Origin of the sequence: Pseudaminobacter soli (ex Zhang et al. 2022), from assembly GCF_014595955.1 — a bacterium.
GTDB lineage: Bacteria > Pseudomonadota > Alphaproteobacteria > Rhizobiales > Rhizobiaceae > Kumtagia > Kumtagia pseudosoli.
Window position 1 is genome coordinate 136,841 of sequence record NZ_JABVCF010000010.1, and the last position, 24,430, is coordinate 161,270.

The following is a 24,430-nucleotide window of genomic DNA, read 5'->3' on the forward strand; positions in this document are numbered from 1 at the left end:
GCGAGGAGTCCCTGCCCTATAGCTGTCGTACTGTCTCATTGGCAGGAGCGACCGCATGGCCGACGACAAAGGCTTCGATGACTTCTTCTACGAGTCGCGGGACGGTCTTAGGCTCCACGCCCGGATCTACGGGAGCCAAGACGACCGGCGTCTGCCGGTGGTCTGCCTTCCCGGCCTTACTCGCAATGCCCGGGATTTCCACGAGCTGGCGCTGTTCCTCTCCCGCCATCCGACTGTCCCCCGCAGCGTAATCGCGTTCGACTATAGAGGCCGCGGCGCCTCGGACTACGATCCAGACCCGAAGAACTACACGATCGCCATCGAGGCCGAGGATGTGCTAACCGGCCTCTCGGCTCTTGGTATCGCAAAGGCGGATTTCATCGGGACGTCGCGCGGCGGGCTGATCATCCACGTCCTGGCGACAGCTCAGCCGACACTCTTCAGCGCCATTGTGCTCAACGACATCGGCCCGGTGTTGGGAACGCAGGGGCTGGCACATATCCGGTCTTACCTCGAAAGCCCGCGCACCCCATCAGACTTCGCGGACGCCGTCGCGATCCATCAAGCAATCCACGCGGCTGCGTTTCCGGCGCTCTCCTCCGCCGACTGGGACCGCATGATCGCGGCGATGTACCGTGAAGAGAATGGCCGACTGCTTGCCGATTTCGATCCCGCACTGGTCGGAACCTTCGCGGCCTCTGAACCCGACCAGCCTGTGCCTGAATTGTGGGAGCAGTTCGAGCGGCTCTCGGCCGTGCCGCTCATGGTCATTCGGGGCCAGAACTCGCTGCTCCTTTTGGCGGAAACGGTCGAGGAAATGTCCCGACGGCATCCTCGCCTGGAAGTGATTGCCGTTCCCGGCCAGGGTCATCCGCCGATACTGGAGACTGGAGACCTGCCCGACCTCATCGCGCAGTTTCTTGCGCGCGCAGATGCCAACTCTGCATCTTCGTAAGCGGGCACCCCAGAAATCGCGACGAACAACAAAAAACCCGGCGATCGCTCGCCGGGTTCTCTGTCAATCGGTTGAGACCGATTAGAAGTTGCGCTGGAAGCGGACGTTCACGCCCCAGGCGTCGGAGTTGTCCTCGTCGAAGTTGTCGACGTAGGCGACTTCCGGGGTGACCACGAAGCCGGGGACCAGCTCGTAGGCAACGTTCGCGACAGCCGAGAAGTTCTCGAAGTCATCATAGCCGAGTTGGGCGTTGAAGGTCGCCTTCTCGTTCAGCTGGATCGCGGTACCGCCCCAGACAGCCCAGTCGCCGCCCCAAGGAGCGTAGAAGTTGGTGCCCTGGTCGTTGATGCCGTTGAACTCGTTGCCGCCGGAGTCCCAGGCAGCCATCACGAAGACCGAAGCGGTCTCGGTGATGTTCACGTCAACGCGGCCCTTGACCGCAACTTCTTCTTCCCAGGTGTCGTAACCGGCGACGACGCCGACCTTACCCCAGCCCTGGGTCAGCGACACGCCGCCCACGACATACGGTGCGTAGTCTTCGGTGATGCCGCTGGCGCCTTCACCCTCGTCCTCGTCGCCCTGCTCGAGAGCGATCGCCGCCGAGAAGCCATTCGGGCCGGTATAGGTGTAGGCCATCTGCAGAGTGGCGTACGGACCGAAGGCAACCAGATCGTCGTTCATCACGCCGCCGGCATAGTCGGTGAAGGTCGAGAACAGCGAGTCGGTCTTGCCGATGCGGAAGCCGCCGAGCTCGATGTAGGCGTGATCGATACCGAACCGGTCGTTGTTGTCGTAGAAGCCGTCGACCTCGGTGCCCTGGTAGTTGAAGTTCACGGCAGCATACGAGCGCAGGGTGCCGAGCTCGGTCTCCGAGCGGGCGTCGGCGCGCAGCTGGAAGCGGGCGCGGTTGTTGTAGGTCTCTTCACCGGCATTGCTGGTGAACGCGAAGAGGTCGCCGCCACGAATGTCGACACGGACGTAGCCGCCGATCTTCAGGCAGGTCTCGGTGCCCGGGATGTAGAAGAATCCGGCGCCGTACACGTCGCAAACGCGCACATATTCCATGGGCTCCGGCTCAGCGACGACGACCGCATCGGCCGCCTTCGCACCGGAGACTGCGACGAGGGCCGCAGCGGAGCCAAGAAGAAGGCTCTTGATGTTCATTTACTGACCTCCAGTCAATATTTCATAAACTCGGAGTTGGGTCTTCCCGCTTAGGGGAAGCGTTTAGGGTCCCATCCCCGCTCTGGTGAAAAGCCGCGATTCCTCGCCCCCTTTCGAGGAGGGACATGACGCATCGACCCTCGGCGTTCAACATGGATCATGACCGAAACCGGGCGAAAAGCGCGCGATCGGAGGGCACTGTGGCGCAAAAGCAACGAGTCTTCCTGCCTCCGAAAGCTTTTGTTAACCGTTAGGAGAAGGTGCCGCTGCGTCAGATTCATTGTCTCGCCGGGCATTCGAATCGTGTCGCAGGAATCAACGGGGGTGAGGAAGAGGTAGTTCGGACGCCAGGCACAGCCTACGGAAACCGTAGTGTGGGTGGCATCGCGCGTGTGCCAGGAGCGATATACGAAACCGCGTGAGGTGCCTTAGGCGAATACCGCTCTTCGTCTACGTCAGCCCGAATTTGGTGCCGCCCGATTCCCGCGCTTACATCGCGAGACTCGCGGTCAGCTTTCATACGCATTCTGGTGGCCGATCTCACGAAAGAGCGAAACACCCGGAACACCGGATGCTTCGCTCATATTCGTATCCTTAGCTCCCGCTGCGGTTTTGGTCGGTATTCCAGCTATCGGATTTTCTGGCGCCGGACCTGGTGCTGCCGGTCCTCGTGCTTCATCCCGACCAGCCGCCTTGGGCGGCTGAGATTCTAGTACTGGGGCCGGGTCTGGGTGTGGGTCTGGGTCCTGGTTTGGGATGGCGCCGCGTTGTGCTGACTCCGATGATGTTTGCTGCTTTTGCGGTGATGCTGGTTGCCTTGCATGCGGTACGTTCCCTTTTGTGCTTGTACATGGCTGGTACCAGCGTGACGCTTCTTCATCTGGTGGGATCCTCCTTGCTGTCCCTGGGCCCGGTAGTTGCCGCCTCGCTGTGCCGGCATCTGTCCTCCCTGCCCTGTCGCCTGCTGGTCGGCGCCGCTTGGCTGGCCGGGAAGGGCGTTGAGGTTCTGGTCGGTTTGGGCAAGCGCCGCCGTGGCGAGAATCACCGAGAACGCACCTGCAAAGAAGAGCTTATGCATTTGTCGTCTCCTGTTCTTGGAACTTATGCCGGGAGGCTGCTCAGCGAGATGGCTGAGACCGCGCGTCATACCCGTTGTCACGCAGCATGAGATCCTCTGCGCTCTCAGCGCCGAACAAGATTTTTGGTTGCCATGTTCCGCGCCGCGCCCTCTGACCGAGCCATGTGTGCGGGCCAGAACGCGACGGAAGAACAACTCTTCAGCTCTGACTGGCTTCATTTCAGAAGGTGCGGCGGGCTCAATGACAGCTCGGGCCCGCCACACTCGACTAAGGCGGTCTACAACCGACGGCACTTCGGCTAACCAACGAGACCTATAGTTCAATGCTCGTCAAATCGACGAAATCCGTCTGCTGCATTGCTTTCCCGTGATCCGCTCGCTTCGGCCGACTTCCTCGGTTTACGGTCCCGTAACTTCCGGAAGCAGGAGTTCTTCGGAATAGTCCACCAGCCCCGGGCGTACGGTTCCGTACAGACAATCTTTGTGCGGCGGGTCCAGGCAATCAGATTCCAGAGCTGGGAAGCGGGCGAACTTAGCCTTTAGCCGCGGCAGGCGTCGCTCTCGCGTCTCATGGAATCAACCGCTGATATTCGCTTCGAATCAGGCCGTAGCAACCGCAAGAGCAGGACTGGAGTTGGCGGGGATCTGCGATGTGGATCACCCCGCGCCCGGTGCGTATAGTCGCCTCGCTCTCCAGGAAGCGCAGGCACTCCGAGACGCTGGCACGCCTCACTCCCAGGAGACGAGCGAGCATCTGATGGGTCAGCGGGAGTTCGTCACGCCCGAGCCCATCGCGTGCGAGGAGCAGCCAGCGACCAAGCCGCTGCTTCAAAGGATGCTGCGCATCGCAGACATGTGCCTGACAGGCCTGAAGCAGGACGTATTCCGCATACCTGAGCAGGAGCCTGCGAAGCACGGCATGCCCGGTCATGACCTGTTGGAAGTCGGCGCGCATCATCCTGTAGGCATTGCCGCCCACCTGCACGATGCGGCGAAAGGGGGGCTTGTCCTTGTCGCCGAGGACAATCGGAACCCCCGTCATTCCCTCGGATCCAATGAGCCAGACTTCGATCCACTTGCCCGCTGAGGCCCTTGCGGACACCGATACCAGCCCGTCCTCGATGAAATGCACGTATTCGGCCTGTCCCCCCGAGTAGTGGAGGATCTGTTTCTTTCTCAGTTCCACAGGCTCCAGTCCCGGCCACAGATCGTTCATGACCTTCGCGGGAAGGGCACTGAGAAGCCGATTCTTCACGCGGGGATTCCACACCTCATCCCTCGCAAGCACCTCGTCCGATTCTCCGATCATTCGGATCAGATTGGTCATTGGACGACGATCCTTCCCTGCATGAACGGATGCAGGCCGCAGTGATAGGTGAACGTGCCCGGCTGCGAGAACGTGTGGGAGAACTCCCCGTCCGTATCCAACGCCGGCGAACGGAAGCTGCCGTCGTCGGCAACAATACTATGCACCGTGTCGTCGCCATTCTTGAAGGTCACGGCCGAACCGGCGGCGACCTTGAGTTCGTCAGGGACGAAGGCGAAGTTCGAGATCGTCACGGCCGGCTCGGCAGATGATGCGGGAATGAGGCTCGGCCATGACGCTAGGATCACGACGGTGCAGGACGCCAGCACCAGGCGTGGCAGGCATGATGGGAGAGACATCGTCCGCTCCTCCGATCAATGGAACCAAGAGCGAAGCCGCGCCTCAGGCGGACGCCAGCGTCGAGTCGGTAAGCGCCAGGTCGCTCTTGCCGACCACGTAGTCGACGCTGGTGAGGCCGAGCATGCCACGCAGTTTCTCCGCCGGCACGATGACCGGGCCAGGCGCCTTCGCGCTCCCCGGAGCCGGTTGCGGAAATGCCGTCGAGCGGGCCGTGTGGAAGGTCATGTTGCCCTCCACCTTCTGGATGATCTGGTGGATGTGGCCGTTGAGCACCGTGACCGAGCCGAACGGTTTTAGCATGGCCAGCGCCTGCGCGCTGTCGTCCGTTCCCCAGCCCCACTCGGGATAGATCGCCCAGAGCGGAATGTGGGCGAAGACGACGATGGGGGTCGAGGCGGATTGGCCGGAAAGGTTCTGCTTGAGCCAGGCCAACTGATCGGGGCCGAGAAAGCCGAGGCCGCCAGCCTTGAGGTTCACGACATTGACCAGGCCGATGAAGTGCACGCCCTCCTTGTCGAAGGAATACCAGCCTGCGCCCTTGGTGCTCTTCCCGTAGCGATCGAGATAGGCCTGCCCCTGGCCCTCGTCGACGACGTCATGCTCGCCGGGGACATAGTGCACGTCGAGTCCCGTGCTGCCGATGATCTTCTCGGCCGTATCGAACTGCGCCGCGGTGGAAAGGTGCGTGATGTCGCCGGTGTGGATCATGAAGGATGGCTTGCGCGCAAGCGCCTTCACATGGTCGATGGCTTCCTGCAGCGTATCGACGGCAGTGACGCTCTTTTCCTTGTCGAAGCCGACATGGCTGTCGGAAATCTGGAGGAAGCTGAAGCCCTGCGGCCCCGGCTCGGCGGCCTGCGCCTCTCCGAGGAGGTTCAGAGGCTTCGGAACGCCGCCGGCCATGGTCCACATGATGCCGGTTCCGGCCCAGATCATGCACTCGAGAGCGTGCCGGCGAGTTAGGCCGCTCGCCCTGTGGTCAGTACCGGATCGATTGCTCATGACCATTCTCCTTTGCGCGTTGGATGCGCACACAGAAAAGACGAGTTCCTGACCAAGTTTATTCCAGCCTTGCGGCGGCAGGCGGTCACGTGCCGGTGATGGGAGTGACTGGCCGACCGCCGTCGATTGTGAACATCGCCGACGACGGCGGCCGGCTAGCGCGATTAAGAAATATCCACGCGAGCAAGCTCGATCGCTTGGCCGTCTGCTTCTCGCAATGTAGTTGGCAGTCGTCTCCAAATCGCCCCGGCGCGCAAAGTCGATCTTAAGATTCCCTTGCGAAAATGGCGCGATGAAGAAGTTTGTCTTCTCGTTGCCAAACATCAATTCGTTCCCGAAGCCGTTCACAGCCGTTTCGAACGTTCATCGGCGCCTATCCGAATTGGTAAGGCCTTCGGGACAGTCTGGCGGAGAGAAGCACGACCTGAACGGGCGTTACGCCATCCTTCTAGGGCTCTCAGGTCTCTTCATACCTTTCTTCGTGATGCAGTTCACCTTCACCGGCTATCCGGAAGCCGCCGGCATGATGGCCTTCACAGGCCTTCTGATGCTGACATCATTCTGGGTCTACAAGACCACCGGCAGGCTTGCAGTCGCGCGGGACGTGTTCCTCGGCAGCCTCTATGGCTTCCTGATCTGGGAGGCCGCCTATTACGACACCGTCTACTCGCCCGGCTCGTTCTGGTTCGTGGTGATGCCGGTGGTCAGCGTGCTGCTCGGCAGTCCACGGGCCAGCGCCTGCTGGCTCCTCGCGGCACTGGCCGCTCTGGCGCTGATCTTCTTCATGTCAGGCGAAGGAGCGGGCCATCCAGCCTACATGACCGATCAGTTCCGCATTCTCTACTCGGTAAGCCTCGGCGGCATGATCGTGGCGGTCGTCTCATTCGTCCTAATCGTGGATGCCGCGCGCGCGCAGGCGCACAAGAGCCTTGAGTCCGCGAACGCCGCAAACCGGGATCTCGCAGAGCGCGACGAACTGACCGGGCTCTTCAACAGGCGGGCCCTGCTCGAACGCATCAACACCCGTATGTGGCAGCAGTCCCGGCCGGAGGAGATCGCGATCCTTGTCGCCGATCTCGACGGCTTCAAGGACATCAACGACACCCACGGACACCACGTCGGAGACCGGGTGATCCAGGACATTTCATCAAAGCTCTCGGCTCTGTGCGAAGACGGCAATACCATCCTGGCCCGACTCGGTGGCGACGAGTTCGCGATCTTCATGTCAGGCGAAGGCTGCGTGGAGAGGGCGCACGGCTTTGCGCAGGCCGCCCTGGAGATCACCCAGATTCCGATCGAGATAGACGGCCGTGCGACCATGCTCGGCATCAGCCTCGGTCTGGGCACTGCCGGAGCCAGCGTAGACGCGGCCGAACTCATGCGGCGGGCCGACGTTGCGATGTACGAAGCCAAGCATCAGGGCAAAAACAGACTTTGTCGGTACCGGGATGAGATCGACGGCACGCGCGCCAAGCGCCTGGACCTCGCAAAGGAACTCGATCAAGCGCTGTCCGATTGCCTGATCGAGGTTCACTATCAGCCGATCGTCGATTCGCGGACCCGCGGCATGACCGGCGTGGAAGCGCTGGCGCGATGGACAGCCTCGTCGGGCGAGGCTGTCAGGCCCGACGAATTCATTTCGATTGCCGAAGAATCCGGCATCATCAATAAGTTGGGGCTCTATGTCCTCGAGAAGGCCTGTCGTGATGCAGCCGCTTGGCCCGGCCTCACGCTTTCGGTCAATCTCTCCCCCGTTCAGTTCCGCAGCCCGACCCTGGTAGGGGATATCCTGCAGGTCCTGAACAGAACGGCCTTTCCCGCCGCCCGCCTAGAATTGGAGATGACGGAAGGCTATCTGATCGAGCATCGCGAGCGCGCGCTGCCCGTGATCGAAGCCTTGCGCGCCGAGGGGATCAGGATCGCCCTGGACGATTTCGGCAGCGGTTATTCCAGCATCGGGTATCTGCGCCAGTACAGGTTCGATCGGCTGAAGATCGACAGGTCCCTGGTGAATGGCATGCTCCGGGACGAAGCCTCCACGAACATCCTCCAGGCGATCGCCCTGCTTGCCCAGAGCCTGACGCTCGATCTGACAGCCGAGGGAGTCGAGACGGACGAGCAAGCCCAACTTCTTCAGTTGACTGGGTGTTCAAGCCTGCAAGGATATCTGTTCGGCAGGCCCGTTCCGGCTGAGGCGATCGATGCGATGCTGGCTGCAACACGCACCGGCGGAAGCGGAGTGGCCTTCCGGCCGGCAATCAGGGCCTGAACAACCCCGCTGAGGCCGGCGTCGGAGTTGGCTGCTCCATGCGCCTCGGCAAGCCGGATGGCGGCTAGGCCGCCGCCATTGCCGGTTGGGCCTTGGGAAACGGCCTGAAGGTAAGGGCGATCAGGAAAGCGCCTAGCCCGATGCCCCAGGCGCCAATGTACAGCCAACTATAGGTACCCATGCTGTCATAGATGAAGCCGCCGGCCAGCGGCCCGGTCGCCATGCCGAGGCTGCCGGCCATCGCGATGCCGCCGATCACGGTGCCCATCATGCGCAGCGGAAAGTTCTCGCGCGCGATCACCGCATAGAGCGGCATAACGCCGGCATAGATGAAGCCGACCAGCGCGGCGACAGCGTAGAAGCCGCTGAGTTGGCTCACGAAGACATAGCCTAACACCCCGAACGCCTGCAGCAGCAGCCCCATGACCAGAATGCGCTTCGCGCCGAAGCGGTCTCCGAGCAGGCCGAAGGCGATGCGGCCGCCCATACCCGCCAGCCCTTCGACGCTGTAGATCGAGACCGCCGCGATCATTGGGATCCCGCAGGTGAGGGCGTAGCTCACGGTGTGGAAGATCGGGCCCGAATGGGTGGCGCAGCAGAAGAAGTTCGTCAGCAGCAGGACGATGAACTGCGGCGACTTCATCGCCTCACCCAGGGTCATGTCGGGTTGCCCCTCCGCATCCGCCGGCGCGCCTGCAGCATTCGCCGCCTCGAGAACTGGGGGGCGACGCACCAGCAGCGAGGCGGGGATCATCAGGACCGCCGCGATCGCTGCGATGATCAGGAGAGACGTTCTCCAGTCGTAGACTGTGACGAGCCATGCCGCGAGCGGCGACATGGTCATCGGTGCCATTCCCATCCCGGCGGAGACCAGCGACACGGCAAGGCTGCGCTGCGTCTCGAACCAGCCGGTCACACACGCCATCATGGGCGCGAAAATGGCTGCAGTCGCGGCGCCGACCACCACGCCGAATACGAGTTGGAACTCGATGAGAGACGTTGCCCGGCTCGCGAGGGCGAGGCTGACGACAAGGAGCACCGATCCGGTCAGCACGACAAAACGTGGCCCCCAGCGATCCGAGAGGGTGCCCCAGACCATGCTCGCCAGGGCGAGGGCAAGGAAGCCGATCGTCATGGCCGTCGAGATGCCGGTGACCGACCAACCGGTATCGCGGGACATCGGCAGGAGGAAAACAGGCAGCGAGAACATCGCGCCTATCGCGACACAGCCGAGGAGGCCGCCTGCGGCTACGATCACCCAGCGATGGGGACTTTCCGTCACAGTTGGTGCATGCGGCATGACAGGGCTCCAGGCAGTGGCGATGCGCCGCTTCGAGCGGGGTGCTGCCGTAAAGACGGAGCGGCCCGGCGGAATGCGACAAGGCTCCCGAAAAATTCCGCGGGCCTACCCTCCCCGCGTTCCGCTGACTGCCGTCAGTTGCCGATTGCCACCCCTTCGCGCCGGCTGTCGGCGCCGCCGGTCAGCCCGTCGGCGCCGACCACGACCGCCTGGATGCCGGAATTCATATCGATGAGTTTCACCTCATGGCCCTTGGCCTCGATCTCCAACTTCCAGCCTTCCGCCTCGGTGCCGGCCTCCAGTTCGGTCGGTCCGTTGCGGCTGCCGAAATTGGGAAGGTCGACAGCGACCTGTGGGTCGAGCTTCCAGTCGAGGAGGGCGACGAGGGTCTTGGCGACATAGGGGATGATCTGGCTGCCGCCGGGCGAGCCGACCACGGCATAGAGCTTGCCCGCGGCATCGAAGACGATCGTCGGCGCCATCGACGAGCGCGGCCGCTTGCCGCCCTCGACGCGGTTGGCGACCGGCCGGCCCTCCTCGGTCGGCGCGAAGCTGAAATCGGTGAGTTCGTTGTTGAGCAGGAAGCCGCTGCGCGTCATCAACCGCGCCCCGAAACCGTCCTCGATGGTGGTGGTCATCGACACCGCATGGCCCTCGCGGTCGACAATGGAGATATGGCTTGTACCGAATTCGATGCCCTCGGAAGGCGCGAAGAAAAACTCCGTCTTCTGGAAAGGCGGCTCGCCGGCTTTAGCCTTGCCGATCGATCGGCCGGCCCCCAGAAGAGCGGCCCGGCTCTTCAGATAGCCGGGGTCCGTCAGCCCGCGCACGGGCACGTCGACGAAGGCCGGATCGCCCAGGAAGAGCGCGCGGTCGGCGAAGGCGAGCCGGCCTGCCTCGGCCAGCCAGTGCACTGCCTCCGGTCCCGGCTTCATTGCGCCGAGGTCCTGCCCTTCAACGATGCCGAGCATCTGCAGGATCGCGATGCCGCCCGAACTCGGCGGGGCCATGCCGCAGACCCGGTAGACCCGGTACATCCCGCAGACCGGCTCGCGCTCCTCGACCTTATAGCGTTTCAGGTCGTCCAGCGTCATGTCGCCGGGATTGGTGGGATGGCGTCCCACGGTCGCCACGATGTCGGCGGCGATGCTGCCGCTGTAGAAGGCATCGGCTCCCTTGTCCGCGATCTCGCGCAGTGTTTTTGCGAAGGCGGGATTCTTGAGGACCGTGCCGACCGGCTTCGGAGTGCCGTCCTCCTGGTAGAAATAGGCGCGCGCCAGCGCATCCGATTGCAGGAATTTTTCCTGGCCGAGCAGCCCGTTCAGCCGGGGCGAGATGGTGAAGCCGTCTTCCGCCAGCTTCAGTGCAGGCGCGATCACATCGGCCCAAGGCAGCTTGCCCCAGCGCTTGCGCGCCGTTTCCAGTAGGCGCGGCGTGCCCGGAACGCCGACGGAGCGACCGCCCACCACCGCATCGTAGAATGCCATGGGCTTGCCGTCGGGACCCATGAAGCGGTCCGGCGTTGCGGCCGCCGGCGCGGTCTCGCGGCCGTCGAGGCTGGTGAGTTTTGTGCCGTCCCAATAGAGCAGGAAAGCGCCGCCGCCGATGCCGGAGCTTTGCGGCTCCACCAGGTTCAGCACCAGTTGGACGGCCACCGCCGCGTCCACCGCACTGCCGCCGGCAGCCAAGATCTGTCGGCCCGCCTCCGCGGCCAACGGGTTGGCCGCCGCGACCATGTCCTGATTGGCCGTCGTGGAATGTTTCGCAATGCGCCCGGTCGGCGCCTCGGGCGCGGGCGCTGCGGTCTGGGCCTGAGCGAGACACGGCGCCACAAGAGCCAAGGCAAGAAGGCTCGAACGGAACCCGCGCTTCATGGCTGAGACATGGGTTGCGGTCATGCTTCCCTCCTCAACGATAGATTGCCTCGCAGAGTAGCAATGAATTGGAGACGAAGGGAAGGCCCCGAGCTTAGGCGCGGTGGACTGCAGAGAGAGCCGACAAATTCACCATCAGCGGCCCGGGGCGATCAAGGGCGCGCTACCGGTTCAAGCTCAGGATATAAGCCGAGACGTTCCGGACCTCATCGCGGGACAGCTTTATCATCGGCATGGTGGGATGCTCATGCACCGTAAGCCAGACGTTGAGCGCTGCCGCTGTCATACCGGGTGTCTCTGCTATCCTTTGAAAGCTGGGCGCGGTTGCGATCGGGGATCGCGACTGGCCCGGACGGATCTCGTGACAGGACGCGCAGACCTCGCGCGCAAGCTCGCGCCCTTGCCGAACGTCTTGCGCTTGTGCCGCCGACACAGGCGAGGTGCCGACAGCGACAATTGAGGCGATCAGAGTTCGCACTGTGCCTTGCATGGCCCGGCGCTCAGATGTTCCGGGCGCCCATTTCCTGCGCGATGTAGTCGGCCTGGCGGAGGGCGAGCGTCACGATGGTGAGGGTGGGATTCTCCGCTCCTCCGGTCGTGAACTGGCTGCCGTCCGACACGAACAGATTCTTGATGTCGTGCGTCTGGCCGTGCCTGTTGACGACGCCGTCCCTCGGATTCTCGCTCATGCGGTTGGTGCCGAGGTTGTGCGTGGACGGATAGGGCGGCGTCGGCATCGTGCGGGTGGCCCCGACCGCATGGTAGAGCGCGATCCCTTGCTGGTAGGCATGGTTGCGCATGGCGACGTCGTTCGGATGGTCGGTGAACCACACATCCGGGATCGGCATGCCGTGCTCGTCCTTGAGTTCGGCATGCAGCTTCACCGCATTCTGCTCCTGCGGCATGTCCTCGCCGACGATCCACATGCCGGCCATCGAGTCGTAATGGTCGAGCGCGGTGGTGAAAGACCGCCCCCAGTCGCCCGGATTGAGGAAGGCCGCCATAAAGGGCAGGCCGAGCGACAGCGTCTCAAGTTCGTAGCCTCCAACGAAGCCGCGCGACGGGTCGTTTCTCGCCTCGTCGCGGATGATCCCGGCCATCGTCGTGCCCCGGTACATATGCACCTTCTTGTCGAATACGGCGTAGACCGAGCCGGTCGTGTGGCGCATGTAGTTCTTGCCGACCTGGCCCGATGAATTAGCCAGCCCGTCCCGGAACGTGTTCGATGCCGAGTTCAAAAGCAGCCGCGGGCTCTCGATCGAATTGCAGGCGACGCAGACCACGCGCGCCTTCTGGCTCTGCAGCTTGCCGTCCTTGTCCGCGTAGACGACGTTGGTGACCTTGCCGCTGTCGTCATGCTCGATCTTGAGCACCATGGAATCCGGGCGAACTTCCAGCTTGCCGGTCGCCTCGCCTTTCGGGATTTCCGTGTAGAGGGTCGACCACTTGGCGCCCCATTTGCAGCCCTGGAAGCAGAAGCCGGTCTGCTGGCACGCCATGCGGCCGTCGCGCTCGGCCGAATTGATCGCCATGCGCCCGGTGTGGCACTCCTTGTAGCCGAGTTCGTCGGCGCCGGCCTTCATCACCTTGAAGTTGTTGTCGTCGGGCAGTCCCTCGATGCCGTGGGTGCGGGTGACCCCCAACTTGTCCTCGGCCCTGTCGTAATAGGGCTCGAGGTCTGCGAGCGTGATCGGCCAGTCGAGAAGGTTTGCGCCCTCGATCTTGCCGTAGTTGGTCAGGGTCTTGAATTCATGATCCTGGAAGCGCAGCGAGGCACCGGCCCAATGCGTCGTGGTGCCGCCGACCGCCTTGACGATCCAGGCCGGCAGGTTGGGGAAGTCCTTGGAAACACGCCAGCCGCCGCCCGTGGCGCGCTTGTCGCGCCAGGCGAGTTGAGCGAACGAGTCCCACTCGTCGTTGACGAAATCCGTGTAGTCGAGACGCGGGCCGGCCTCGAGGATGAGGACGTCGACGCCCTTCTGGGCGAGTTCGTTGCCTAGCGTGCCGCCTCCGGCGCCGGAGCCGATGATGACCACCACGTTCTCGTCATTGAGATCATAGGGTGCAGGCATGTCTTCCTCCCAGGGAATTCTTGGCTGCGATTGCGTGGATCGAAGGCCCGGTCAGAGCCATTCGATGTCGTCGAAGCCTCGCTTGATGTATCCCCCCTTGGAATAGGACTCGCCCTCGTAGCCGAAGATCGGCCAGACCTCCTTCTGATTGTAGAGGCTCACCACGAGCCCGCCCCGCACCGTCTGGAAGAAGGGCGTCGTCTCGATCTGCCTGAGGACGGCAACGCGATCTTCTTCCCAGCCGAGCCCGGTGTAGCCGCCGACGCCGGATCTGCGGTCCAGATCGGCGATTCCATTCTCGATGAGTTCCTTGTGGGCCGGGTCCTTGCCGGCCTGCTCGTCGTGCGACTTAACCGCGATGGCGTAGTATCTGTCCGGCACCTGATCGTGCGGGTAGATGTCGCGCGCCATCTGGATCAGCGTCGCCATAGTCTCGGGCTTCAGCGCGCTCGTTTCCAGGGCCCAGGATTCGGTGGCACTGAGCAGCACCGCCGAACCGCTGATGACGAATAGCGCGCCGGCCGCCGAGCCGCGTTTCAGGAGTTCGCGCCGGGAAAGGCCCGGCTTGCCTGTATAGATCGTGACCATCCGTACCTCCCTTGCGTGCCCTGTTCCCAGGACGAAGTGGACGGCCCCTCCCCTGCACTCGCGGCTTGCGCCGCTATTTGTAGCGCCCTCCCCGCTGCAAGACCTCGATCTTGTAGCCGTCCGGATCCTCGATGAAGAAGAAGCGGGCAATCGGCGTGCCGCCGGGGGCGAAGTCGACGATATTCTTCGGCGAAAGGCCGCGTTCGCTCATGCGGTTGTGCTCGGCCTCGAGATCGTCGACCGATACCGCCAGATGGCCATAGCCGTCGCCGAGCGAATAGGGCTCAGTACGCCCCTTGTTGACGGTCAGTTCGACCTCGAATTCGCTTTCCGGATTGCTGAGGTAGATCAATGTGAACGTGTCGAAATCCAGCCGCTCAGCAATCTCCAGTCCGAACGCGGCCCTGTAGAAATCGATCGAGCGCGCCTCATCGAGCACGCGCACCATGGAATGAATAGCCTTCGCCAATTGCTGCTCCGCTTCTCATCTTACGGCCAGGATTATGCCCGCTTGCCCGGGGGTTTGGTGGCAGCCGGTTACCACGCCGGCGGCAACAGGAGCTTTGGCGGAAAGTTCCGTTGCACAGCTTCGTCAACAGGCAGACACTAAGCCGATGCCTCACTCTTTGAGGCCAATAATCAGAAGAAAGAACAGGAGGAGATCCCGTGTGCAAGGTCTTCGCAGGCCACGACGCGGAAGGCTACCGCTCCATCAACCGGTCCATTTCGCATTGCCGGGCACTCGACCAGCATCCAACTCGAGGCTGCATTCTGGGAACTGCTGGACGAGATTGCCGGGAGCCAAGGAATGAGCACGCCCAAATTCATCTCCAAGCTGCATGACGAAGCTCTCGAGATGAACGGTGAGATCCACAATTTCGCGTCGATGCTACGCACGAGGTGCGTGCTTCACCTGCGCAACTCGCACCCTTCGCAAGCCCGGGCCGGGCTCGCCCGGCGCCAAGCCGCGTGAACTCGTACGGAACGACTTACTAGGATAGGGTCTTGCCCGAGTCGCATTGGCGGGAGTGATTACGCGGGTTGGGAGCAGCCCGGCAGAAAGGTGCCAGGCTGCCTCAGGTCTCGCAATGTCAGCGCTGCTGCTTGCCGCCGCCCTTGTCGCCACCACGGCTCTCCCCGCCGTGCACTTCCATATAGGTGCGGGTATGGTGGTGTATGTTGCCCTGGCTATCGCGATACTCGCGTTCCTTCAGGGACTGATCCTGCTCGCTTTGGCTCTGCTGGCCTTTGCCCTGCTGTCCTTTTTCATGCACGCCGCCCTGCTGACGGCTGCCCTGTCGGCCCTGGCCTTTGCGTTGCTCAGGCATTGGGTTTCTCCTTTGATATTGCTGCTCGGAGGATTCACGCCGCGTCGGTACTGGCGGGGACCGAGGCATCACTGCCTTGGCATGACCGCCGCCCTGCGCGCGCTGCTTTCACGCGCCCGGCAGCGGAGTTCCAACCCGAGCGGATGGAGGAGGTTCCAACGGATTCCGATATTCGCAATGGCTCGAGCCGCGGCGGCGAGGCTACGCCAGTGCACGCTTGATGAACCTACCATTCATCATCGGTTCACCGGGCCAGACCTATGCAAGGGGAGCATCAACTGAGGAATCGCGTCCATGGCATTGATCAAGGGTACCAACTCCAACAACACGCTCGGCGGCACCACTTCTGCCGACGAGATCTACGCCTATGGCGGCAATGACAAGGTCTACGGCTATGGCGGCAACGACTGGATCGACGGTGGGGCCGGCAATGACATCCTCTATGGCGGCGCCGGCAACGACGACCTGATCGGAGGGACCGGCATCAACACGCTCTACGGAGGAGCGGGCGCCGATTGGTTCCGCATGAGCGCCCGTTCGAGCGCTCTCAGCGACGACTACATCGCCGACTTTACGCTGGATTCCGACAAGATCGATCTGCGCGCGTGGGGCGTTTCCGACTTCAGCCAGGTCAAAGCGCTGCTCGGCAACACCGCTGACGGAGGCTCGCTGCTCAACGCGTACTACGGCGGGTACAACCACTATATCGAGATCGCCAACGTCACCAAGGGCAAGTTCATTTCCAGCGACTTCGTATTCGACACTTCCGCGAAAGCCCTTTCCATCAGCGGAACCGGCAGCGGCGATGTGCTGTTTGGTGGTCGAGGCGACGACCTGATTCACGGCAATGGCGGCAACGACAAGCTTCTCGGCGGTATCGGCGACGACGACATCTTCGGCGGTGCCGGCAACGACCAGATCTGGGGCGGCCAGGGAAGCGACTACATGTCAGGCGGGTCGGGGAACGACATCTTCCGTTTCGCCGCCATCTCGGAAATGACGAGTTCCACCGGTCGCGACATCATCAAGGACTTTCAGGTCAATGATAGCTATGGCTATGACGACCGCATCGATTTTTCGCAGATCGATGCGGATGCCACCCGCGCCGGCAATCAGGCTTTCGACTTCATCGGGGGGAAGAAATTCATATCCAACAGCCCTGGGGAGCTTCGCTACTACTACAACTCCGCAGGGAATACTGTCGTAGCGGGCAACGTCGACAACGACGCCACGCCCGAGTTCGAGATCGTGCTCATCGGAAAGCACAATCTCGATGTGAGCGACTTCATCGTCTGATGATCGCCTAGTCCAAGGCGGGCTCTCGCGACAGGATTCGGAGATGCCCGCCGGCCAACTTCGCTAACCTGCCTTCGGGTCGGGGTTCTCCGTATGACCGTCGACGGCGATGATCTGCCCGGACACGCGGGCCGCCGCGGGGGACGAAAGGAAGACCGCCATATTAGCGATGTCGCGCGCCGTGACGAAGGTCCTCATCGACGTGCCCCCTTCATAGGCGGAGCGCACCGCCTCCGGGCTCATGCCCTTCGCGGCCGCCTCGCGAGCAATCACGCCGTCGATGCGCGGGCCTTCCACGCAGCCAGGTGCAACCACGTTGGCGCGAACGCCGTAAGGCCCCGCCTCCATGGCGACGGTCTTCATCAGCCCGTTGATCGCCCATTTTGCGGCGGCATAAGGGGCGCGCAGCGGAAAGCCGTACAGGCCGGCGGTGGAACTGGTGAAGACGATGGAGCCCCGTCCGGCAGCCTTCATCATCGGCAGCGCGCCCTTTGAGGCCAGGAACGCGCCCTCGACATTCACCGCCAGACAGGCTCGGAAGCCGTCGACGGGCTGGTCTTCCAGAAGCGCCGTAGGCCCCGGCGTCCCGGCGTTGGCGCAGAGTGCATCGAGGCCCTGCCAGGCTTCGCCGATCCGGCGAAACAGGTCGGACATCCCGTCGGGGTCGCTGACATCCACGCGATCGCGCCGCCATTCGGAGGGGCAACCGTCCAGGCTGTCGCCATTGACATCCACCACCCAGACGCGCGCGCCACTCTCGGCGAACGCCTCGGCCATAGTCTTGCCGATACCGGAGCCGCCGGCCGTGATCAGCACGCGCTGCCCTTCAAGAATTCCAGTCATTTGCCCTCCTCCTCAGCCCTCATGCTCGCGAAGGCCGCAGCCGTCACGTCGATCAATTGCAGACGGTCGCCGATCAGTGGATGCGGACGCCCTGCCGGACCAGTTCCGCCTGTACGGCCGCCATGTCGACTTCGGCCACCTCCCGGCCGGTCTTCACGGCAAGGGCTGCGGCGACGCCCGCGCCCTGCCCGGCCACCGCGCAGCAGGCCATGTTGCGGGTCGCGGCATGGGCCACCCTGTCGCCGCCGATCGCGCGGCCGGTGACCAGAAGGCCTTTGACGCCCTTCGGCAGCATCGAGCGGTAGGGCACGTGCATGTAGCGCCCAGTCGTAGGGATGATGAGGATGCCGTAGCCGTCGATGAATTCGGGATAGATTCCGATCGTGTCCTCGAAGCGGCCTTGCTGGCGCACGTCCTGCTCGGTCATGTTGTAGACGGCGTCGATCTTGCGGGTGTCGCGGATGCCGATGGTCATGCCGAAGTTGCGCAGCCGCACGCCCTTGCAGCCCGGCATGAAACGCCTCAGCGCCTCGATGGCGAGCATCGCCTGCTTGCGCCCTTCGATCTCGCCCTTGGTCATGCTGTCCGGATCGGTCCCGTCGATGCCGGCGAGATGCACGAGATTCATGTAGGTCAACTCGCCGGTGTCGTGGACCGCGCCCCAGGTCCCGGCGATGGTGTTGAGGTTCTTCGGGATGATCCCCTCCTCGATCGCCTTGGCGAACGGCTTCTTGAGGAAGGGCGAGAACATGTCGTCCTCCTTCCCGTCCGTTTCCACCGTCCACTCGCCCGTAGACCAGTCCTTGTAGGTCTGCGGGTCGGCCTTTACCTCGGCCATGAATTCGGACTTGTTCACCCCGGCGAGGTTGAACATCACGCTTGCCGCCTGGATATGTTCGATCGGCGTCTTGTGGACAGGCGCCCCGGCGCGGGTTGCGACGTCGGCATCGCCGGTGGCGTCGATCACGACCTTGGCGAGGATCGCCTCCCGCCCGGCCTTCGATTCCACGACGATGCCGGCGCAGCGATCGCCCTCCATGACCGGTGAGACGAAGGTCCGGTGCAGCATCGGATGGATGCCTGCCTCCTCGACCAGCGCATCCGCAACCAGCTTGAAGCCTTCGCTGTCAAGCTCGTAGCTCAGCGACTGGCTTTCCGGCACGGCCGCGCCCATGGCCTTGGCGCGCTCCTCGAACTCGCGGCCGATGCCGTTCGCCTCGACCGTCTGCTCATGCCGGTACCAGGCAAGCCCCTCGACACCGACGACGGTGATGTTCCCTCCGAAGCAGCCGAAGCGCTCCACCAACGTGACCTCGACCCCGGCCCGTGCGGCGGCAAGGGCAGCGGCAAGGCCTCCCGGGCCGGAACCCACCACAAGAACGTCCGTGCGCCCGATGACCTCGATGCGACGCGCAGGCTCGGTGATGAAATCAGTGCTCATTCAGGAACTCACAATGAAGGAAGCCGGCCGTCGCGAGGCCGGCGTGATGGTATGCCAAACGGCGCCCTGACCCTGAAAGGTCAGGCCTGGCCAGATCGTGAGGCCAGGAGGCGGGTCAGCCAGTCGGGATCCATCTCGGGCACCGACGACAGAAGCAGGTCGGTGTAGGGCTCGTTGGGCGGCCGGAACATCTCGGACTTGGGCCCCTTCTCGACGACCAGGCCCGACTGCATCACCACCACTTCGTCGGCGATCGCTTTCACGGTGGCGAGGTCGTGGGTGATGAACATGTAGGCGAGGTCGAGTTCCGACTGCAGCCGGTCAAGAAGCTTCAGGATGCCTTCCTGAACGATCTGGTCGAGGGCGCTGGTGACCTCGTCGCAGATGATCAGCTTCGGCTCTGCCGCAAGCGCGCGGGCAATGCCTATCCGCTGCTTCTGTCCGCCGGAGAGTTCCCCAGGCAGACGATCGATGAAGCGGTCCGGCTCCAGCTCGATCATCGCGAGCAGTTCGCGCACGCGCTCTTCCAGCGCGCGGCCTTTCAGCCCCAGATACATCTGGGCGGGCCGGCCGATCAATTCACGCAGGCGCAGTTTTGGGTTCAGCGCCGTATCCGCCATCTGGTAGATCATCTGGCACTGGCGAAGCTGCTCGCGCGAGCGGGCCTTGAAGGAGGGCGGCAGGGGCTTGTTCTCAAAGAGCACCTCTCCCTCGCGGGGCGGCAGCAGCCCGGTGATCACCCGCGCGGTCGTCGACTTGCCCGAGCCACTTTCGCCGACCACGGCCACCGTGCGGCGCGCGTGGATGTCGAAGCTGACGTTCTTCAGCACGTCGACCGTCCCGTATCCGGCGGTGATGTTGCGGACCGAAACGACCGGCGTCCCGGTCGCCTGAGACTGCTCCGGGCGCGCGAAGCTGCGCACGGCCCAGAGGCTTCTCGTATAGTCTTCGCGCGGGGCAGCAAGCATCGACCTGGTGTCGGCTTCCTCGACTTCCACACCGCGCAGCAGCACCTTGATGCGATCGGCCATCTGGGCGACCACCGCGAGATCGTGGGTGATGTAGATCGCCGCCGTGCCGAACTGGCGGACGATGTCGCGGATGGCGGCCAGCACCTCGATCTGGGTGGTGACGTCGAGCGCGGTGGTCGGCTCGTCGAAGATGATGAGATCGGGGCGGCACGCCATCGCCATCGCCGTCATGGCCCGCTGCAGTTGCCCGCCGGAGACCTGATGAGGATAGCGGAAGCCGATCTCGTCGGGATTTGGCAGCCGCATGCGCCGGTAAAGCTCCACCGCATCCGCCGCGGCCTTGTCTCGCGCCATCACGCCGTGGACGACCGGCCCCTCACAGTACTGGTCGATCAGTTTGTGGGCCGGATTGAAACTGGCGGCCGCAGACTGCGCCACATAGGCGATGCGCTTGCCGCGAAGCGCGCGCCGTTCGCCTTCGGATGCCTTGCGCAGGTCGATCCCGTCGAAATCGATCGTGCCGCCGGAGATCCGGCAGCCATCGCGTGCAAACCCCATGGCGGCGAGGCCGAGCGTCGATTTGCCGGCGCCGGATTCGCCGATCAGACCGAGGACTTCGCCCTTGTGCAGGGTCAGGTCCACGCCCTTGACGATCTCGGACCAGGTGTCGCCCGAGCGCCCTTCGATGCGCAGGTCGCGGATGGTGAGAAGGACCTCTCCCCTCATCGCACTACTCCTTGAGCCCCGAGGCGCGGTGCAGTTGCCAATCCACCACGAAGTTGACCGCCACGGTGAGTAGCGCGATGGCGCCCGCCGGCAAGAGCGGCGTGACGTCGCCGAAGGTGATCAGCGTCGCATTCTCGCGCACCATGCTGCCCCAGTCGGCGGTCGGCGGCTTGATGCCGAGGCCGAGGAACGAGAGTGCCGAGATGGCAAGAAACACGAAGCAGAAGCGCAGGCCGAACTCCGCCACCAGCGGCGCCATCGCGTTGGGCAGGATCTCGCGGCGGATCAGCCGCCACATCCCCTCCCCGCGCAAGCGCGCGGCCTCGATATAGTCCATCACCACGATGCCCTGGGCCACCGACCGCGCGAGCCGATAGACGCGCGTCGCATCCACCGCAGCTATCACCAGGATCAGGGTTGTGATCGAAGTGCCGAAGATCGTCAGCAGAAGCAGCGAGAAGATCAGCGCCGGAATGGCCATCAGCGCGTCGACGAAACGCGACAGCGCCTGGTCGGCCCAGCCGCCCAACACCGCGGCCCAGATACCAAGGATCGAGCCGACGACGAAGGCGAGCGCCGTGGTGGCGAAGGCGATGCCGACGGTATTGCGCGCCCCATAGATCAGGCGGGTCAGCATGTCGCGGCCGAGATTGTCGGTGCCGAGCAGGTAGGGCGCCGCCCAGGGCAGATATTGCCCACCGACCACCTCGCGTTCGGCGAACGGCGCAAGAACCGGCGCGAACAGGGCCACCACGACATAGATGAGAATGACCGCCATGCCGAAGGCGGCGGTCAACGGCATGTCCCGGAACACCAGGGTGTGCCGCTTGGGTGCAAGGCGCCATGCAGCGGCGCGGAACACCCAGCCAAGAGCCAAGGCGAAGGCGACAGCGGCGATGACGACGAGAAGGACCTTCATCGTCTCACCTCTGGTGCATCAGTCGGGGGTTGGTCACGGTCGAAAGCACGTCCGCGATCAGGTTCAAAAGGACGTAGGCGGAAGCGAAGATCAGAGCGACCGCCTGCACCACCGCTATGTCGCGGTTGGTGACGGCATCGACCATGAGTTGGCCGAGGCCCGGATAGACGAACACCACCTCGACCACGACCACGCCGGTGATGAGATAGGCGAGGTTCAGCGCGACCACGTTGATGATGGGCGCGAGGGCGTTCGGCACGGCATGGCGCAGGATCACCCGCAGGGGCGACATCCCCTTGAGGCGCGCCATCTCGATATAGGGTGAGGCGAGGAGATTGATGATTGCGGCCCGCGTCATGCGCATCATGTGTGCGGTGACCACGAGCGTCAGCGTCAAGGCCGGCAGGAACGACATATAGAGTCGAGCGCCAAAGGTCGTGCCCGGCGTGATCCGCACCATCGAGGGAAACAGCCCCGACTGCGCCAGCCAGAGGACAAGGATGTAGGCGACGAAGAATTCGGGAAACGAGATCGAGGTCAGAGCGAGCGAGTTGGCGGCGCGATCGAACCAGGAATTGCGCCAGAGCGCAGCGAGAACGCCGAGGATGAGAGCAAGCGGCACGGCCAGAGCGGCGGCATAGAGCGCAAGGAAAAGCGTGTTGCCCAGACGGGCCGAGACGAGATCGGCGATCGGCCGCTTGTTGGCCATGGAGACGCCGAAGTCGCCATGCAGCGCGGCCGTCAGCCAGTTCCAGTAGCGCAGAGGGGCGGGAGCGTTGAGCCCCAATTGTTCGCGCAGCGCCGCCAAGGTCTCGGGCGTCGCCGATTGCCCCAGGAGTTGGCGCGCCAGATCGCCCGGCAGGAGCTCGGTCGCTCCAAATATGACGACCGAAATCACGAATAGCGTCAGGCAGCCAAACAGCAGCCTGCGCCCGATCATGCGCCAGACATCACTCATCTGTCCCCCGTTGCCGACGGTCTTAAGGCCGCCGTTCAAAGTGCAGAAGAGCTCCGGCGCCGTGGCGCCGGAGCCGAACCGAGTCAGCAGGTCTTAGGTAAACCACCAGCGCTCGACGCAGCGGAAGCCGTCGAGATTCCAGTCGCTGGCGACCTTCTCCGGCGTTGCGAGCTTCTTCGACAGGCCCATGACGTAGTTGTTGTACATCGGGATGATGGTCGAGCCCTCGAAGGACACGATCTTCTGCATCTCGTAATACATCTCCCGGCGCTTGGCTTCGTCGAGCTCGGAGCGGGCAGCCACGAGCAGTTCCTCGAAGCGCGCATTGTCCCAGTAGCTCTCGTTCCAAGCCGCGCCCTTGGTATAGGCCACCGAGAACATCTGGTCCTCGACCGCACGGCCGCCCCAGTAGCTGGCGCAGAAGGGCTTCTTCAGCCAGACATTGTCCCAATAGGCGTCGTTCGGGGCACGGTCCACGGTGATCGTAATGCCCGCGGCCGCGGCCTTCTCGCTGATCAGGACCGCCGCATCGACCGCGCCGGCGAAAGCTGCGTCGGCCGCGACGAGGGTCACCTCGAGATTGTCCATTCCCGCCTTCTTCAGGAAGGATTTTGCCTTGTCCGGGTCGTAGCCCTTCGGTTCCATGTCCTTGAAGAAGTAGCGGCTGGCCGGGCCGATCGGATTGTCGTTCGACACCGAACCGTGGCCGTTCAGGATCTTGTCCACCAGTTCCTGCCGGTCGAAAGCGTACTTCAGGGCCAGACGCACGTTGTTGTCGGAGAACGGCGCAGCGCGGGCATCCATCGGGAAGCAGTAGTGCGCGTTGCCCGAAACCGACACGATGTTGGCGACGCCACGGCTTTCCAGCATGGGGATGGTCGAAGGCTCGACCTGATCGATCGCGTCCACTTCGCCCGTCATAAGCGCATTGAGGCGTGCGGCCGAGTCGAGGATCACAAGGACGACGACCTGATCGAAATGGGCGCGGTCGGTCTTCCAGTAGTTCGCGTTGCGGTTGAGCGTCGCCTGTACGCCGGGCTCGTAGCTTTCGACGATATAGGGGCCGCAGCCGTCCGAGGAGGTCGGGTCGATCTTGCCGTCGGTGGCCGGCATGATCGGCAGGTGGTAGTCCGACATGATGTAGGGGAAGTCGGCGTTCGGCGCCTTCAGCGTAACCACGAGGTTCTGGCCGTCGGCCTTCATATCGGCGATCGGCTCGAGGTAGGGCTTGGCCGCCGAAGTGGACTTCTCGCCGAGGTGATGGTTGATCGAGGCGATCACGTCATCGATGGTCACCGTCTTGCCGGAATGGAACGAGACGCCCTGGCGGATCTTGAACACCCAGGTCTTCGCATCCGACGATTCCCAGCTCTCCGCGATCTCGGGCACAAGATTTCCGTCCGCGCCGACTTCGATCAGTTGGTTGTGGCGCGCGGCCGCGAAGGTCTGTGCGTAGAGATTGTCCCAGACCGCCGGATCGTAGCCGTCGGTGGTGGAGCCGTGTCCGATGCCGACGCGGAACACGCCACCCTTCTTCGGCTCGGCCCTTGCGGAGCCCATCGAGCCCGGCAGCAGCAGGCCCGCAGCGCCGACCGCAGCGGCGCCCTTGAGCAGGCCGCGCCGCGTAACCGCGTGCGGCAAAATGAGTTTGGTCATGCTGTCCCCTCCTTGTGATACAGTGCAGCGTAGGCACTTTGCCTGAAGCTTTCCAGTGCACTGTCCTGATAAATCGGTCGCTCGAACCAGGTTGGATTGATTGCGACACCACGTCACGGTGTATCCGCCACGGCAGCGCAGCCGCCCGCGATCATCAAAGGATTGCCGAGAAAACAGACCACCCAGTCATGGATCTTAGTCGTCTCCCCGGCGCCAATTTGTCCACAACTTTGGGCCGGGCAGCGCGGAATCCGCATCAATTGGCGCTGCGGATGCTACGCCAGTCTTGCAGGCATCGCTGGCGCATGCTGGGCGCTCGGACTT

The 24,430-nt window shown here is 63.4% G+C and carries 21 protein-coding genes and 1 pseudogene; 4 read left to right on the forward strand and 18 right to left on the reverse strand.

Annotation, left to right across the window (positions count from 1 at the left end; all coding sequences use genetic code 11):
- The first annotated feature begins 55 nt into the window (after nucleotides 1-55).
- Complete coding sequence (locus HUI96_RS18920) at nucleotides 56-955, forward strand: alpha/beta fold hydrolase (protein ID WP_188256241.1); 900 nt, start codon at nucleotides 56-58, stop codon at nucleotides 953-955.
- Between the two features lie 81 nt (nucleotides 956-1,036).
- Here HUI96_RS18920 and HUI96_RS18925 read toward each other — a convergent pair whose 3' ends face one another.
- The 5 genes from HUI96_RS18925 to HUI96_RS18945 form a co-directional block, all read right to left on the reverse strand.
- Nucleotides 1,037-2,119: a porin gene (locus tag HUI96_RS18925; RefSeq protein ID WP_188256242.1), complete on the reverse strand. Its 1,083-nt coding sequence runs from the start codon at nucleotides 2,117-2,119 to the stop codon at nucleotides 1,037-1,039.
- A gap of 709 nt (nucleotides 2,120-2,828) precedes the next feature.
- Complete coding sequence (locus tag HUI96_RS18930) at nucleotides 2,829-3,197, reverse strand: hypothetical protein (protein ID WP_188256243.1); 369 nt, start codon at nucleotides 3,195-3,197, stop codon at nucleotides 2,829-2,831.
- Nucleotides 3,198-3,765: 568 nt separating this feature from the next.
- Entirely contained in the window at nucleotides 3,766-4,524 is a 759-nt protein-coding gene (locus HUI96_RS18935; RefSeq protein ID WP_188256244.1) for a Crp/Fnr family transcriptional regulator, read from the reverse strand.
- Nucleotides 4,521-4,862 carry a cupredoxin domain-containing protein gene (locus HUI96_RS18940; RefSeq protein WP_188256245.1) on the reverse strand — a complete coding sequence of 114 codons (342 nt, stop codon included), beginning with the start codon at nucleotides 4,860-4,862 and terminating at the stop codon, nucleotides 4,521-4,523. The genes HUI96_RS18935 and HUI96_RS18940 overlap by 4 nt, the downstream gene beginning before the upstream one ends.
- Nucleotides 4,863-4,905: 43 nt before the next feature.
- Nucleotides 4,906-5,865 carry a metallophosphoesterase family protein gene (locus HUI96_RS18945; RefSeq protein WP_188256246.1) on the reverse strand — a complete coding sequence of 320 codons (960 nt, stop codon included), beginning with the start codon at nucleotides 5,863-5,865 and terminating at the stop codon, nucleotides 4,906-4,908.
- Nucleotides 5,866-6,157: 292 nt separating this feature from the next.
- On the opposite strand from HUI96_RS18945, the gene HUI96_RS18950 reads away from it, so the two are divergent.
- On the forward strand, nucleotides 6,158-8,134 hold the full coding sequence (locus HUI96_RS18950; RefSeq protein ID WP_188256247.1) for a putative bifunctional diguanylate cyclase/phosphodiesterase: 1,977 nt from the start codon (nucleotides 6,158-6,160) through the stop codon (nucleotides 8,132-8,134).
- Between the two features lie 64 nt (nucleotides 8,135-8,198).
- Here the strand turns inward: HUI96_RS18950 and HUI96_RS18955 are convergent, their stop codons facing one another.
- The 6 genes from HUI96_RS18955 to HUI96_RS18980 all read right to left on the reverse strand — a co-directional run bounded on the left by HUI96_RS18955 (nucleotide 8,199) and on the right by HUI96_RS18980 (nucleotide 14,437).
- Nucleotides 8,199-9,416, reverse strand: a complete 1,218-nt coding sequence (locus HUI96_RS18955; RefSeq protein WP_188256360.1) for an MFS transporter — start codon at nucleotides 9,414-9,416, stop codon at nucleotides 8,199-8,201.
- Nucleotides 9,417-9,568: 152 nt separating this feature from the next.
- A complete protein-coding gene (ggt, locus tag HUI96_RS18960) occupies nucleotides 9,569-11,332 on the reverse strand; it encodes a gamma-glutamyltransferase (RefSeq protein ID WP_237684222.1) in 1,764 nt (587 codons plus the stop codon).
- Nucleotides 11,333-11,471: 139 nt separating this feature from the next.
- Nucleotides 11,472-11,798: a c-type cytochrome gene (locus HUI96_RS18965; RefSeq protein WP_188256248.1), complete on the reverse strand. Its 327-nt coding sequence runs from the start codon at nucleotides 11,796-11,798 to the stop codon at nucleotides 11,472-11,474.
- Nucleotides 11,799-11,808: 10 nt separating this feature from the next.
- A complete protein-coding gene (locus HUI96_RS18970) occupies nucleotides 11,809-13,380 on the reverse strand; it encodes a GMC family oxidoreductase (RefSeq protein ID WP_188256249.1) in 1,572 nt (523 codons plus the stop codon).
- Nucleotides 13,381-13,431: 51 nt separating this feature from the next.
- Nucleotides 13,432-13,968, reverse strand: a complete 537-nt coding sequence (locus tag HUI96_RS18975; RefSeq protein WP_188256250.1) for a gluconate 2-dehydrogenase subunit 3 family protein — start codon at nucleotides 13,966-13,968, stop codon at nucleotides 13,432-13,434.
- Nucleotides 13,969-14,041: 73 nt separating this feature from the next.
- The gene (locus HUI96_RS18980) at nucleotides 14,042-14,437 is read right to left on the reverse strand and encodes a VOC family protein (protein WP_188256251.1); all 396 of its coding nucleotides are present in this window, start codon (nucleotides 14,435-14,437) and stop codon (nucleotides 14,042-14,044) included.
- Nucleotides 14,438-14,634: 197 nt separating this feature from the next.
- Between HUI96_RS18980 and HUI96_RS18985 the strand changes: the two are divergent.
- Nucleotides 14,635-14,941: pseudogene (locus tag HUI96_RS18985) on the forward strand (ribbon-helix-helix domain-containing protein).
- Nucleotides 14,942-15,059: 118 nt separating this feature from the next.
- Here HUI96_RS18985 and HUI96_RS18990 read toward each other — a convergent pair.
- Nucleotides 15,060-15,296: a hypothetical protein gene (locus HUI96_RS18990; protein WP_188256252.1), complete on the reverse strand. Its 237-nt coding sequence runs from the start codon at nucleotides 15,294-15,296 to the stop codon at nucleotides 15,060-15,062.
- Between the two features lie 294 nt (nucleotides 15,297-15,590).
- On the opposite strand from HUI96_RS18990, the gene HUI96_RS18995 reads away from it, so the two are divergent.
- Nucleotides 15,591-16,592, forward strand: coding sequence for a calcium-binding protein (locus HUI96_RS18995; RefSeq protein ID WP_188256253.1), 1,002 nt, complete (start codon nucleotides 15,591-15,593; stop codon nucleotides 16,590-16,592).
- Between the two features lie 63 nt (nucleotides 16,593-16,655).
- Here the strand turns inward: HUI96_RS18995 and HUI96_RS19000 are convergent, their stop codons facing one another.
- The 6 genes from HUI96_RS19000 to HUI96_RS19025 form a co-directional block, all read right to left on the reverse strand.
- Nucleotides 16,656-17,435 carry an SDR family oxidoreductase gene (locus HUI96_RS19000; protein ID WP_188256254.1) on the reverse strand — a complete coding sequence of 260 codons (780 nt, stop codon included), beginning with the start codon at nucleotides 17,433-17,435 and terminating at the stop codon, nucleotides 16,656-16,658.
- 73 nt (nucleotides 17,436-17,508) lie between these two features.
- Nucleotides 17,509-18,876: an FAD-dependent oxidoreductase gene (locus HUI96_RS19005; RefSeq protein ID WP_188256255.1), complete on the reverse strand. Its 1,368-nt coding sequence runs from the start codon at nucleotides 18,874-18,876 to the stop codon at nucleotides 17,509-17,511.
- A gap of 80 nt (nucleotides 18,877-18,956) precedes the next feature.
- Nucleotides 18,957-20,573, reverse strand: coding sequence for an ABC transporter ATP-binding protein (locus tag HUI96_RS19010; protein ID WP_188256256.1), 1,617 nt, complete (start codon nucleotides 20,571-20,573; stop codon nucleotides 18,957-18,959).
- A gap of 4 nt (nucleotides 20,574-20,577) precedes the next feature.
- Nucleotides 20,578-21,492: an ABC transporter permease subunit gene (locus HUI96_RS19015; protein ID WP_188256257.1), complete on the reverse strand. Its 915-nt coding sequence runs from the start codon at nucleotides 21,490-21,492 to the stop codon at nucleotides 20,578-20,580.
- Between the two features lie 4 nt (nucleotides 21,493-21,496).
- Entirely contained in the window at nucleotides 21,497-22,450 is a 954-nt protein-coding gene (locus HUI96_RS19020; protein ID WP_188256258.1) for an ABC transporter permease, read from the reverse strand.
- A gap of 93 nt (nucleotides 22,451-22,543) precedes the next feature.
- Nucleotides 22,544-24,106 carry an ABC transporter substrate-binding protein gene (locus HUI96_RS19025; protein ID WP_188256259.1) on the reverse strand — a complete coding sequence of 521 codons (1,563 nt, stop codon included), beginning with the start codon at nucleotides 24,104-24,106 and terminating at the stop codon, nucleotides 22,544-22,546.
- Nucleotides 24,107-24,430 lie beyond the last annotated feature (324 nt).